Raw genomic sequence first — 14,342 nt, forward strand, 5'->3', positions numbered from 1 at the left:
TCCGAAATAGATTAGCTACATTAAAAAAACTATTGATGGTAAACCTTAATCGAGCGCTGTACCGAATCAGGGCAGTTAGGGAAGCAAAATACCCCACATTACTAAGCTTTGAGGGACATGGCTATGCACTCGGAACAACAACAGCGAATCATGGGCTACTTTATGGAGGAGGCACAAGACCACCTCAATACCATAGAGCAAGGTTTGCTAAATCTGCAAAGCACCATCGAAGACCCTGAGACGCTCAACGAAATGTTCCGCGCTGCTCATTCGGTCAAGGGCGGAGCAGCTATGTTGGGACTCAATAGCATTCATCAAACTGCCCATCGCCTAGAAGATTACTTCAAAGTCCTTCAAGACGTTCCACTTAAAGCAGATACTCAGTTAGAATCCCTGTTGCTGCGGGTTTTTGATACGCTCAGCGCTCTGTTAAACCAACTTCAATCTTATGGCTTGACCGACGAAACAGCTAGCCCGATTATGTCTGATGCTGAGCCTGTTTTTGAGCAACTCAATAGCTATCTAAAACAGTTAGCCCAAAACAAGCAAACGGCTGGCGATACTCCAACGGTCGCCAACTCATCTCAATCTTCTAGTAAAGGAACAAAAACCTTGCCCGCCACCTTTAAGCGAGATGTCCTGGTAGAACTGCGGGAGATGTTGCAACTGTATAAGCAGTCGGATACTTCCGAACATCGCCGCGCCCTGCAAGACCATTGCCAACGGTTAATCGAATTAGGCGACCCATTAAACTTACCGGGGTGGGGTGAACTACTAGAGATATCAAAACGTGCGATCGCGAATCTCGAAAATTCCTATCGCTTACTCGCTAGCGTCACCATTAAGGAAATTAAACAAGCTCAAGAATTAGTTCTGACTGGGCGATCCGCTGAGATTGTACCCAGTGAACAACTCAAAGCCCTTGCACCAGACGCGACAACAGTCGAATCAACGACAGCATTTAATTTTAGCACCCATTCTTCCCCTACACCAACTCCTGCAACCGAGGAATCTAACCAAAACCAAAAAGAAACCACCCATCTCCCTGATAGTCGAGATACCTATATCCAAGCCGAGGATACCTATATCCAAGACCCAAACGACATCGGCGGGTTCAGACGCGATCAACTCCAATTCTCGACGGTTCAATCCTCAAACTCTATCTCTCCCCTCTCTGATCAGGGCGAACCCGAAGTGGGTATTGCCGAACTCAATAGTTTAGCCGATATTTTTGAAACTCAAACACCTGATTTAGATCAAACTTGGCAAGAAGAAGAAGTTATCAACCTAAACAATAAATCCTTAAACTCGGATTCAGATGATTTTCTGGATTTTGAAGACTCGAATGACTTTTCTGATCTAATTGGGGAGAGTGAGGATTTAGAGAATTCAACAGCCGATGATGCGTTAATGCAAGGGTTAGGCGATGACTTCGCCCCAGACGCGATCGCCAATCCTCAAGCCTCAAAAGAATCATCGGATTCCCTTGATTTCTCATCCAGCTTGACCGATGACTTTTCTGATCTACTATTTGAGTCAGATAGCTCAGAGGATTCAGACCAGATGAGTCACTCTGGCGATGACTTGAATAGTTTATTTGGTGAGAGTTTCTTTGACGAGGAAGGAGAAGCTTCGTCAGCGGAAATTCTCAGTCATTCCGAACTTGAGGACTTGGATGTAGAGGAGAACTTGCCTCAATCCTCCCTTCAGGGCGATGAAACAGTCTCAGAGTCAGACTTTGACTTTGATGACCTGCTAGAAATTTCCAGCACTGAGGAAAATCCCAGACCCCTGGGAGAATCAGTCAATCAGGACGATTTAGAGCTGGAAGACTATCTAGAAAGTAATGATTTAGATCGAGAAAACCAGTTAGACAATAACAATCAAGCTGAAACAATCGACATCGAATCAGCAACACCAGAAGCGGGGGATGTATCAAATCCATTTGAAGAAACATCTCTCGCCGATTTTGATCAAGAAGCTTGGGAAGACTCAGAAGACCTCCCCGATTTTGAGGCGCTCAATGACTTATTTGATTCAGAACCTGGAGTTGAATCAACACCAGTCGATAGCTTAACTGAGCCAGAAAACGATTCTATCGTTGAACTGCCTACATCCACGGATGAAGTGTTATTGAATGAAAGCACAAATTCAGCCCAAAAGGATGGAGATAGTTCGGAGTCATTGTTTGAGGAAGAAGGCGACGAAATCCTGCCAGAAGTAACAGAAGATGTCGCCGAACTTTTTGCTGAAGAGGGTGAAGAGTCACAAGGCTCAACGGCACAGGTAGAAGATTTTGATATCGATTGGTTAACGGATGAATCTCAAGGGACACAACAACCGTGGACATCGGAAACTGAATCAGCAGCTAATCTATTTGGCGATTGGGAAACACCACAGGCTCCATCTAACGAAGATTTAGACGATTTATTTTTATTTGCCGAAGAGGAGGCAGAAGCCACCCCAAGTACCCAGTCAGAGGATTTAGAGGCAGATTGGTTAACGGATGAATCTGTAGAGACACCGCAACCGGAAACATCGGACACCCAAGCAGATGTATGGGAGGAGTGGGAAACCCCAGAAAAAACACAGAGGGAAGACTTAGACGACTTATTTGCCGAAGAGGAGGCAGAAGCATCTCCAAGTACCCAGCCAGAGGATTTAGAGGCAGATTGGTTAACCGATGAGTCTCAAGAGATAGAACAACCGGAAACATCGGACACCCAAGCAGATGTATGGGAGGAGTGGGATATCCCCGAAACAGCACCAAGCGAAGACTTAGACGACTTATTTGCCGAAGAGGAGGCAGAAGCATCTCCAAGCGCCGATCTAGAGGATTTAGATGAAGATTGGTTAACGGATGAATCTGTAGAGACACCGCAACCGGAAACATCGGACAGTGCTGCCGATCTATTTGGGGATTGGGACATCCCAGAAACACCATCGGACGAAGATCTAGGCGCACTTTTTAGTCTAGAAGAAGCGACGGTTGATGATGATTTTTCATTAGCAACTCTGGCAGAAACCGAATGGGATTTGGATTCACCCCGAGAAGGCGCTGACGAGTTTGCGGATTTAGAAACCATGCTGGATGGGGAGACTTCAGCAGCATTGACCAGTGAAAGCGGCAATGAGTTTGCTGATTTAGAAGCAATGCTAGTTGATACTCCCTCACAGACAGATTCGTGTGAGGATTTAGAAATATTCTTAGGCGAACAGGAATCAACTCAAGACAATCGAGCATCTGTAGCTCAAACTCCCCCATCTCAAGATAAAGATGACCTAGATAAAGAGTTGGAAGCCCTCCTCCAGGACGTTGATAAATCGATAGGAGGTCCAGCCACAACAAATACAGGTTCGCGACAAACCGCTCCTTTGCCCAGTCGGAGACCGCCTCGGATATTTGAGCAAACGATGCGAGTTCCGGTTAAGCACCTCGATAGTCTCAATAACTTGGTGGGAGAATTGGTAGTCAGCCGTAATAGCTTAGAACAGGATCAAGAGCGTCTACGGCAATTCTTGGATAATTTACAGCATCAAGTCTCAGCGTTGAGTGATGTCGGGGCGCGGATGCGGGATTTGTATGAGCGATCGCTTCTGGAAAGTTCTTTGTTAGCCAGTTCCAGTAGTCAAAATCAACCGCGCGATCGTTCTTTATTTGGGTCAGAAAATGGGGCATCTGCATCCACGGATTCTGAGTCGGCTGAGGATTATCATCCGTTGGAAATGGATCGCTTTACCGGCTTCCATTTACTTTCCCAAGAGATGATCGAGTTAATTGTGCAAGTGCGGGAGTCAGCGTCTGACGTGGAATTCTTGGTGGATGAAACTGATCAGGTGGCTCGCAACTTACGACAGGTGACAACTCAACTTCAAGAAGGACTGACGCGATCGCGCATGGTTCCGTTTGCTAATGCTGCTGACCGTTTGACTCGCCCGGTGCGGGAAATTTCCCGCAAGTTAAGCAAGGAAGCCCAATTGCAAGTGGAAGGTCGAGAAACCTTGCTCGACAAAATGATCCTGGAACACCTTTATGATCCCTTAACCCACTTGGTCAATAATGCGATTACCCATGGCATTGAATCCCCAGAAGAACGGCAAGAGATGGGTAAACCTGCTGTGGGTCAAATTATTCTGCGAGCGTTCCACCAAGGGAACCAAACGGTGATTGCCATTTCCGACGATGGCGCGGGTATTGATCCCGAACAGATTAAACGAAAGGCAATTGAGAAGAAACTGATCACCCCAGCCGAGGCGAAAGACCTAACCAATACAGAGTTGTATGACTTTCTGTTCCACCCCGGTTTTAGTACCAAAGACGAAGCCAGTGAATTCGCCGGACGGGGTGTGGGGATGGATGTTGTCCGCACCAGTTTGAGCGAAATTCGGGGCGCAATCTACATTGATTCGACATTAGGAAAAGGCACAACCTTTACCATTCGGCTACCCTTAACCCTGAGTATTTGTAAAGCCCTATGCTGTTTGAGTACTCGCGCTCGCATTGCCTTTCCCATGGATGGGGTGGAAGATATGTTTGATGTGCCTAAAGATCGCTTACAAAAAGATGCCAACGGTCAAGTCGGTGTCTCCTGGCGGGACACGTTAGTCTCTGTGCAACCCCTGAGTGAATTGCTATCTTACAACCGTTCAATTAGTCGGGGTAATGTTTATGGGGGTAAGCGAGAAGACGACCTAGTCTCAATTGTTGTGCTACGCAGTTCTGGGACATTCATTGCCATCGAAGTGGATCAGGTCTTAGGTGAACAGGAAATCGTGATTAAACAACTCGAAGGTCCTCCGCCTAAACCCATTGGTATTGCTGGGGCGACAGTCTTAGGGGATGGTCGAATCATGCCCATTGCCGATGTGTTAGAACTGATTGATCTCGCCAGCGGACGGCTGCGGAAAGACAGCGTGACGATTTGGTCGAGAGGGGACAGCGAAGGTGCAGGAATTGAGGAAGCCCCAGAAACTCCCCATGAGCCACTCGTTTTGATTGTGGATGACTCGATTACAGTCCGTGAACTCCTCTCAATGACCTTTGCCAAAGCGGGCTATCGGGTGGAACAATCCCGCGATGGTCAAGAAGCCTGGGATAAACTTCGGTCAGGCTTACCCTGTGATATTGTATTCTGCGATATCGAAATGCCGAGAATGGATGGATTAGAACTACTCTCTCGACTCCAGAAAGATGAGAATCTCAGCCAGTTACCCATTGCCATGCTCACCTCTCGTGGGGCAAAACGACATCGGCAAATGGCAGCACAGCTTGGCGCGAGTGGTTACTTTACCAAACCTTATCTGGAAGAAGTGCTGCTCGATGCAGCTCAGCGGATGATTCAGGGTGAAGTCTTGTTTAGTAGTGAGGCATGATTAATGTGTAGGGGCGGGTTTCACCACATCGTTTATGACAGCACCAAGATGTAACTCGCGCCCGCCCTGACTACTGTGTCAACGCTGGAATAATAAGTTGGGTTTCGTCCCTCAACCCAACCGACAATATGTAACTTGGTATCATGCAGACCAAAAACTCTACCCTAATCCCCAATCCCCAATCACAAATCCCCAATGTTTTGAAAGCCTGCGCGATCGCGTTATGTTTTTGGGGACTCTCTGGAAGTATGCCAGCTCAAGCGGAGGATGTAGACCTGAAAGTGGGTGTGGTGCAGCGTTTTGGCTCAGAACCCACCGACGAACTGACCCTAAAAGCGACACCTGGGGATAGCTTGAGTTTGCGGTTTTTGGCAGGTAATATGCAACCCCAAACCCTGGAAACCGATCAGGTGACACTGGAGGTGGCGACGCAACCCTTATCCCAACCCGTTTTAGCTGAACATTTAGTCCTCAGCGATCACGCCACCTTTGAAACCGCCGAAGATGCGGCGAATCAGTGGCGTTCACGGGGGATTCAGGTGGAAGTGGCGCAGCCGGAACGCTGGCAAGTTTGGGCAAAACGGGATGTCTATCAGACGCCCCTGCTGCGACGCCTGTTGCTGCAAAGTATCCAAGCTCAAGCGGATAGCACAGTCCGACTAGAAAGTCAAGTCCTGCCCCAAGTGCCGCGAGTGTCGTTTGTGGTGGATGGCTATCGGTATAATCGCCAATGGATAGAGATTGACTCGGAGAATGATTTAATCCAGGTGATTCGCGGTGAAGATAAGCGCAACCCACGTCTGTATGCAGGAAGTCTGAAAATCCAGCCCAATGCTTACGGGAATTACACCCTGGTTAATGACGTTCCCTTAGAAACCTATCTGCGTGGTGTTGTCCCCCATGAAATTGGACCAGGGGCACCGTATGCAGCAGTAGAAGCCCAAACCATTATTGCTCGCACCTACGCCCTCCGCAATCTGCGTCGATTTACAGCAGACAATTACCAACTCTGTGCCAATACCCATTGCCAAGTCTATCGCGGACTCACAGGAACAGTTCCCACGGCGGATCGCGCGATCGCGAAAACTCAGGGGTTAGTGTTAACTTATAATAATCAGCTCGTAGACGCCTTATATTCCTCCACCTCTGGCGGTGTCACCGCGCCCTTTAGTGATTCCTGGAACGGGTCAGAACGTCCGTATTTAAAAGCCGTGATTGACTCGCCCCAGCCGATTTGGGATTTATCACAGAAGCCTTTAGGAAATGAACAAAACTTCCGCGAATTCATTAACTTGAAAGAAGGGTTCAATGAAAGTGGCAGATCTCCCTTCCGATGGCGGGTAGAAAACTCCCTGGAACAAATTCAGAAAGATTTGCAGCGCTATTTGAAAAAAATCAAACATCCCCTAGCCGAGTTTACCACCATACAACAGATGCAAGTCGTCAAGCGATCGCCCGCCGGACGCATCCTCAAACTGGATGTGCAAACAGATAAGGGTGTGGTTGAACTACAGAAAAATGAAATCCGTAGCGCCTTTTATCCACCTCGCAGTACCCTCTTTTACCTTGAACCACTTTACGGTAACAATAAAGAGGATAAAACCCTCAAAGGCTATGCTTATGTCGGCGGCGGCTTTGGACATGGCGTTGGTTTGAGCCAATATGGTTCCTATAACTTAGCGAATCTAGGTTGGTCAGGGGAGGACATTCTCACCTTTTACTATCCGGGAACCCAAGTTCAACCCTTAAGTGATTCCATTGTTTTTTGGCAAGAACCAGGGAATAGTAAATAAATAACCTATCCGGTTGGATAATTACACGTTGGTACTGTTATCAGCGATAATTTCAATCCGGTTTTCCTCCTGCAAGCGATCGCGGACTAACAGATAGAGAATGATAAATATTGTAGGGGCGAGTCGCTGCACAAATATGGCGGTGTGAGAATTAACCTGTCTCGACTCGCCCTTTTCTTGTATGTACTTAACTAGATTAAGTTATGTAAACAAGTCTCAAACCCTTACAAAGGACAAATGACAAATGACGATCTCCACCGCCCGCCTTTAATTGTGTCCACCTACTTAATAGGCGATACTCAGCGGGGAGCGAACCCGAAACCGAACAGCTACCTATCCCGTCATCATTGCCATGCCAGAATCCGGCAAAGCTTTGTTAGTGTAAAAATACATAACCTGCCGATTCCTCTTATCTCACGAACCGCTCATGTCTAGCACCACTTCCCCCCTTATCCAAACGCTAAACCCAGAACGGTGGGCTGGGTGGAGTATGGACTTTATCGGTGCAGGTTATACAGGTTTATTGGTCAAAAATGGGAAATTTGTCCGCACATTGAAACCAGGGCGTCATTTCAGCTTCGCCTTACCCCTTCTCGAACAATGTGAACTAGTTCTGGTTGATAGCAAGATTCGCAACCTGGAAATCGTCTCCCAAGGAGATTTCCTTTCCCGCGACCAATATTTGATTAATATGTCCCTCAACGTCATGTACCAAGTCGTGGATACAAGACGAGTCGCCTTGGAACTCTCTGATCCCATTGCCGCGCTGATAAGTGCGGTAAAAGATAGTTTAGGGGTAGCTGTGGGTCAATTGCGGATGGAACAATTAGTGAATCAGGGACGAGTCCACATCCGACAATACCTGCTTGACCATGCCGAGGTATCCTATTCGTTAGGCTTTGCCCTAGAAGACGTGCGAGTCAGTGACATCAACTTTCCCCAGACAAAGGGAATCATTCGTCAAGTTGAGGGAATGAGTGCTAGACAGGAAGCCGAACACGAAGCCGCCTTAAAAATGCAAATTGCCGAAGCCAATCGTCCGGTTATCCCCCCACCTCCTGTACAACACGTTAATATTGTTGCACCCCACTCCCCCCATGGGAACCCTCCTGTTTTAGGGACATCCCCTCAACCCAATTCCTTACCCAGCGCCGGAGACTCCCCAGCCCAGTTACCTGTCAGAGATAAACCCGGATTAGCCCCCACAATCATTGCCCAACCTGTTGATAAAATACAGGCGCATCTCGTCCACAATGCATCAGGTGCGACATTCAATTTATCCGGGAACATCTGCACGATTGGACGAGAACCGAGTAATACGTTGGTTCTCGATGATGGGTTAAGTTCCCGCTATCATGCTCAGATTACTCAATCCAGAGACACTCAGGGTCAACTCCAATACCAGTTAATTGATGTGGGTAGTTCTAATGGTACCTTTGTCAACGGACAACGCCTTACCCCCCATCAACCTTGCACCCTAACTCCGGGGAATAGTATTCGCATTGGCAATCAGGAATGGACGTTTCGCCCTCACCCCCCAGCCTGACAGGTGTAGGTTTTTTATTTTAGGGTTGCGACAAGACAAGGGAGACAAGGTGACAAGAAGACAAGGGAGGAAAACTGTACAGAATTTTGTTCGGTCAAACTAACTGTAAAAAGCCGAAACGCGATGTTTAAATGCCTGGGGTACGAAGAGAACTGTCATCAGAACACTGAGGTTTTAAGTAGGTTTGTGGCAATAAACTCAACACGATTAAGTCATGTCAATAGCCCTCAAACTCTTACGAATGACAAATGACGATCACCACCTACTCATTTTGTCAATCCATTCAACTTGACAATAGAGGAAACTTTTTTCCCGTACTCAGCAACTTGGCAAAGGCTTCAGCCGATAAGGGTGGACTAAACCAATACCCCTGAATTTCATCACAGTGATGTCCTTTGAGAAAATTCAATTGACTGAGCGTCTCCACTCCTTCGGCGACAACCTTTAACTTGAGACTCTGAGCCATTTGTAAAATTGCTGTGGTAATCGCTTCATCACGGCTATCTTCAGTCAGTTTACAAACAAAAGAACGGTCAATTTTTAGGACATCAAAAGGGAATTGTTTTAACTGACTTAATGCCGAATATCCGGTACCAAAATCATCGATAGAAATACGAATCCCTAAAGACTTAAATTGCTTTAACGTCGCAATCGCGGTGTCTGGATTTTGGACTAATGTACTTTCGGTCAGTTCTAACTCTAAATAATTGGGCTTTAATCCCGTTTCCTGGAGGATGTCCACGACAAAGTTGGTTAAATTAGACTGATTAAACTGACGGGGCGATAAATTCACGGCAATTCGTAAGGGAAAAATTCCCTGATCTTGCCAGACTCGCGCTTGCTGACAGGCTTGTCTAAGTACCCATTCGCCCAATGGCACAATTAACCCGGTTTTTTCAGCTAAGGGAATAAATTCAACGGGCGAAATAATCCCGCGTTGGGGATGATTCCAGCGCACTAAGGCTTCCGCCCCCTCAATCTGTCCGGTGAGCAGATTGACTTTCGGTTGATAATAAAGCTGAAATTCCTGCCGTTCTAAGGCTTGACGCATTTGGGTTTCTAGCTCAAACGCTTCTTGAGATTTTGCGCCAATGGAGGCAATGTAAAACTGATAGCGACGATTTCCCGGTTGTTTGGCTTCTTCTCTGGCGACACTAGCATGTCTAATTAGGGTGTCGAGATCTCGACCATCACGTCCTAAAATGGCAATACCAATGTAGGCAGATAGGAAGATTTGATGAAAGTCTACCTGAAACGGCAAATCAAACGCCTTTAACAAGGTTTCGACAATTTGAATACTCTCAGGTTTGTGATAACTTCGACTCAAGAGAATGATAAAATGATCACTACCAATTTGAGCGATCGCATCCTGTTGTCCTAAGTGATGGTGTAAGCGTTCGACAACGGCTTGGAGTAATTGATCACCAATGGCAAGTCCTAGGGTATTGTTGAGTTGGTTGAGTTGTTCAATTTCCAGCGATAAGAGGAAAATCTGGAGTTTACCCTGATTTCCTGGTTTCTCTAGCTGATTAAAACGTTTCTGGAGTAACCGACGATTGGGCAGATTGGGATTGAGGATAGACTGCTGTTGGCGTAATTTTACTTTTTGTAATCGCGCCGCGATCGCACTGAGGATTTGGGCGCGAGTAAAGGGCTTTGTCACGTAATCATCTGCCCCCAATGTCATCCCCTGGCGCATATCCGTCTGTTTTGTTTTGGCGGTGAGGAAGATAAAAGGAATCGTCGCCGTTGAGGGGTTCTGTTGGAGGATATGGAGTACACCATAACCATCCAATCCCGGCATCAGGATATCGCAGATAATCAAATCAGGTTGTTGGGTTTGAGCCAATTGCACCCCTGTGTTACCATTATCGGCACTGAGCGTCTCGAACCCTTCCGCATTCAATAGTTTAAGTAAATTCCTGTGGATGGCTTTTTCGTCTTCAATTACTAAAATCGTCGTCATGACTATAGCTCGCTGGATATCTCGCCCAATGGGAGCAAGTCGGAAAACGAGGCGAGTATTATCGCTTTCCTGTTAAACACGTTAGCAATTAGGGGGTATAACCCAATCCTAGTAAAAGTTTGGGCTTGTCGAAGCCAGGAAAAATGATGACTTAGATGTTCGTTGATGGTTATGTACAGTATTTTAAAATTAAACAGTTAAAACCCATAGAAATTCATTGATATTTGTTACTTTATTTTCTTTTTCTAGAGAAAATAATTGAGTGTTGATTGTAATTATTTACGACGCCAGATGTGGATAGTTGCCGCCGTTTTTTAGGGAAAAGGCGCGAGTCTCAATTCTCATCTCTACTCCCAGTCTGCTGACTCTGGCATTTTTCCCTGGCGATCGCTGATCAAGGGTAAGCGAACCGTAAACGTTGTACCCACGCCAACGTCACTGGTTACATCAATTTGACCCTGGTGCAGATCAACACATTGTTTAACAATAGCTAACCCCAATCCTGTCCCCGCGATCGCACCCACATTGTTTCCCCGATAGAAAAAATCAAACAGGTGAGGTATATCCTCTAACGGAATACCAATTCCCTGATCCTGAATCTCAAAGCAAGCATTCTCTCCCTCACGGGCTAGGTTGAATCGAATCGTACCGCCCACCGGAGAGTATTTAATCGCATTGGATAGCAAGTTAGACAGGAGTTGGCGCAATAGTTTTTCATCCATCATCGCGGGTAAACAAGTAACTTGACTCACGAAGGCGAGGGTATAGGCTTGATTCTGATCATCGGTTAAGTGTTTGACGGTTAAACCTTGCTGAATCTGAGTCACTAACCGTTGGCAAAAGTCATGGAGTTCCACAGGGGCGGGAGTAAAAGGGAGTTGTTCCCCATCAGCCGTACCGACAAACTGCATATTTTCCAACAGTTGCAGCATCTGTTGCACCGTTTCCTGAATCAGATGCAACTGTTCCACTTGTTCTGCTTTTGTCCATTGGTAATGTTCCAACAATTCAGCCGTAGACAGAATCGTTGTCAGAGGGGTACGGAATTCATGAGCCGTGATGGATAGAACCTGAGATTTTAAGTCTCCCCGTTGTTTTTCTTGAGCTAAAGCATTAAGAATTTCGGCGTCTGTTGGCTGAGATTGGTCCATTGCTGACTTGAGTTGAAAGTATTCTGAGAGACTCTCTTGTGGCTGTTGTGCTGACGCTGATGGTGAAGATGGCGAATGGGTGAGAATCTGTTCAACACCCATCACAATCAAAGTTTCAGGAGAAATATCCAGGCGAGTTGCGATATCCTGCAACTTCACCCAATGGTCATCGGTAAGAGTAATCGCGATCGTTTGCCTCTCAGGTTAGTGATTGAGATGCTACCAGTTTAGCTTTGAGGATGGGGGGATGGGGAGTTGGGAAAGCGGAGGGAACTGGGGGAGATGAGGGAGCTGGGGGAGCTGGGGGAGCAGAGGGAGCTGGGGAAGATGAGGGAGCTGGGGGAGTGTCAATAGACAAGAGTTTTATGTGTAGGGGCGGGTTTCACTACTATCGTTTTTTGTCCACCCTAATGTCACTAAACCCGCCCTGTCTAAATGACAAATGACAAATGACAAATGACCAATGACAAATGACAAATGACAAATGACCAATGACGAATGACAAATGACAAATGACCAATGACGAATGACAAATAACAGACTTTTCCTGATGTCACTCACCCCAAAACTGACAAAACCTGATACGAGCCTCAGCTAACCCTCCGACTTTTTCCCATTGAAGTCATCTAAAGGGCGTTCGATACTGTCAGCAAGCTATTAAACCACCTTGTTTCCAGTATAACTACACCCCACCCATGAACGAACTCAACGTCCGCCTAAAACAACTGGCTCTCACCGCCCAGCAATCTCCGGCGAAAAGCCACAACAGACGACTGGCTCTAGCTCAATTGATCAAAGAAATTTTACAATCGGGTAGGCTTTGCCGTCCGCATAAAGGTAAATTTAGAGGCTTCTATGACGATATCTATGCCGAAGCTCAGCAAAAACTATTCTGTTACATCTGCGAAAACATTGATAGATATAATCCGCAGTATGATGTTTTACCCTGGGTCAATTTTCTATTCGCGAAACGGTTTTTTATCGAAGCCAGTCGTGAAGTGATGCCCAAGGGGTTTCAGCGGGCATACCAGCGTCAAGTGACCCGATTAACGCTGGAACAACTGGAACAAAAAACGTCACTGCAATTCACTCATTCATTAACGCCTTCAATTTTACAAGAAGTTATTGATGTTTTGCAAGAAGATCCAGAAGGGATTTTCCAAAGTACCCATATTGTGAATCAGCCTGTCGCTAATTTTAAGTTTTTAGCCCTCAAGGTGATGGCTGGCTACTCTTGGAAAGAAATTTCCAACGAGCTGGGAATTAAAATATCAACGCTAAATAGTTTTTATCAGCGTTGTTTGGTTCGCTTTCGCCCTAAGTTTAGAGAATATGTAATTGTCAGTTAAGACTAACAGTATTAGTTCTTCAATAGGGGCAAAAACCTGTAGAATCGGTGTAGGGGCGACCCGCCTGCACCAATTAACAACACCAGTCCACTCAATTTGATCTGGTCGCCCTGTCTCGTTCAAATCGTTTCTATTGTTTAATTCGACTTCCGGAAAAGTCTAACAAGTCACCCTTTAGGAGTCTCTCTCTGAGCCAATGCTACACCCTTGGCATTGTAGGGGTAGACGAAAACATCCGGATTTCAGAGATCCCCCTGCACCCTAACCCATCAAATCTTATAGGGCATCGGTCGAGCCACTGGATAAGCAATAATACTTAAATCGCGTTAAAATAGAGGTAAAGTCCGTGGGACTCTCCAGGTAGAGCAACAAGAGACAACCTTAATCAAAAATGCTCCACGATAGACGTCCCTACAGGTCAATGACCCTAATCTCCCAGAGTTCGGGGCTTGGAAGAATCAGCTTCCAACGTAAGCATTGTCTGAGGACTGATTGACTTCCCTGTCACATCATAAAGGCAGATCAACGTCCAGGAGAAACTGACATGATGATGAAGGCTCAAGACATCATGACCACTGATGTGGTCACCATTCGCGGTTCAGCTACTGTAGCTGATGCTGTGGATTTGATGAACGATATGGGTCTACGGGCTTTAATTGTAGATCGCCGCCATGACCAAGATGCTTATGGCATCGTCACGGAAACGGATATTGTTTATAAAGTGATTGCCTATGGCAAAGATCCCAAAAAAGTGCGGGTTTATGAAATTATGAATAAGCCCTGCATTGTGGTCAATCCTGACCTCGGTGTAGAGTACGTGGCGCGATTGTTTGCTAATACAGGTATTCGCCGCGCTCCGGTGATCAAGGACAAACTCCTGGGTATTATCTCTATTACCGATATTCTGGCTAAAGGAGACTTTCTCGATAAACCCAAGAGCGTACTTCTTGAAGATGAAATCCGCAAAGCTGTAGAAGAAGCACGGGCTGTCTGCGCCCAAAAAGGACCAACCTCTAAAGAATGTGCCGCCGCCTGGGATATTGTGGAAGAACTGCAAGCAGAAGCGGCACATCAACGGGCAGAAAAACCCTCCCAAACAGCGTTTGAGGAATATTGTCAAGAGTATCCCGAAGCCCTTGAATCTCGAATGTATGACAGTTAATT

Annotated in this window: 8 protein-coding genes; 5 read left to right on the plus strand and 3 right to left on the minus strand. The window is 46.4% G+C overall.

Going from position 1 to position 14,342, the window contains the following annotated elements; all coding sequences use genetic code 11:
* The first annotated feature begins 123 nt into the window (after positions 1-123).
* The 3 genes from RIG27_RS32915 to RIG27_RS32925 all read left to right on the plus strand — a co-directional run bounded on the left by RIG27_RS32915 (position 124) and on the right by RIG27_RS32925 (position 8,712).
* The gene (locus tag RIG27_RS32915) at positions 124-5,373 is read left to right on the plus strand and encodes a response regulator (protein WP_446351253.1); all 5,250 of its coding nucleotides are present in this window, start codon (positions 124-126) and stop codon (positions 5,371-5,373) included.
* A 143-nt stretch (positions 5,374-5,516) separates the two neighbouring features.
* Positions 5,517-7,166: a SpoIID/LytB domain-containing protein gene (locus RIG27_RS32920; protein ID WP_446351254.1), complete on the plus strand. Its 1,650-nt coding sequence runs from the start codon at positions 5,517-5,519 to the stop codon at positions 7,164-7,166.
* A gap of 427 nt (positions 7,167-7,593) precedes the next feature.
* On the plus strand, positions 7,594-8,712 hold the full coding sequence (locus RIG27_RS32925) for an FHA domain-containing protein (protein ID WP_446351255.1): 1,119 nt from the start codon (positions 7,594-7,596) through the stop codon (positions 8,710-8,712).
* Positions 8,713-8,995: 283 nt separating this feature from the next.
* Here RIG27_RS32925 and RIG27_RS32930 read toward each other — a convergent pair whose 3' ends face one another.
* The 3 genes from RIG27_RS32930 to RIG27_RS32940 all read right to left on the minus strand — a co-directional run bounded on the left by RIG27_RS32930 (position 8,996) and on the right by RIG27_RS32940 (position 12,390).
* Positions 8,996-10,678 (minus strand): EAL domain-containing response regulator, encoded by a 1,683-nt coding sequence (locus tag RIG27_RS32930; RefSeq protein WP_446351256.1) that lies wholly within the window; start codon positions 10,676-10,678, stop codon positions 8,996-8,998.
* Between the two features lie 347 nt (positions 10,679-11,025).
* Positions 11,026-11,988, minus strand: a complete 963-nt coding sequence (locus tag RIG27_RS32935) for a sensor histidine kinase (protein ID WP_446351257.1) — start codon at positions 11,986-11,988, stop codon at positions 11,026-11,028.
* Between the two features lie 204 nt (positions 11,989-12,192).
* On the minus strand, positions 12,193-12,390 hold the full coding sequence (locus RIG27_RS32940; protein ID WP_446351258.1) for a hypothetical protein: 198 nt from the start codon (positions 12,388-12,390) through the stop codon (positions 12,193-12,195).
* 134 nt (positions 12,391-12,524) lie between these two features.
* On the opposite strand from RIG27_RS32940, the gene RIG27_RS32945 reads away from it, so the two are divergent.
* Positions 12,525-13,178 carry a sigma-70 family RNA polymerase sigma factor gene (locus tag RIG27_RS32945; protein WP_446351259.1) on the plus strand — a complete coding sequence of 218 codons (654 nt, stop codon included), beginning with the start codon at positions 12,525-12,527 and terminating at the stop codon, positions 13,176-13,178.
* Between the two features lie 544 nt (positions 13,179-13,722).
* Positions 13,723-14,340, plus strand: a complete 618-nt coding sequence (locus RIG27_RS32950; RefSeq protein ID WP_446351260.1) for a CP12 domain-containing protein — start codon at positions 13,723-13,725, stop codon at positions 14,338-14,340.
* Positions 14,341-14,342: the final 2 nt, after the last annotated feature.

This window comes from Coleofasciculus sp. F4-SAH-05 (assembly GCF_040222985.1).
Taxonomy (GTDB): Bacteria; Cyanobacteriota; Cyanobacteriia; order Cyanobacteriales; family Coleofasciculaceae; genus Coleofasciculus; species Coleofasciculus chthonoplastes.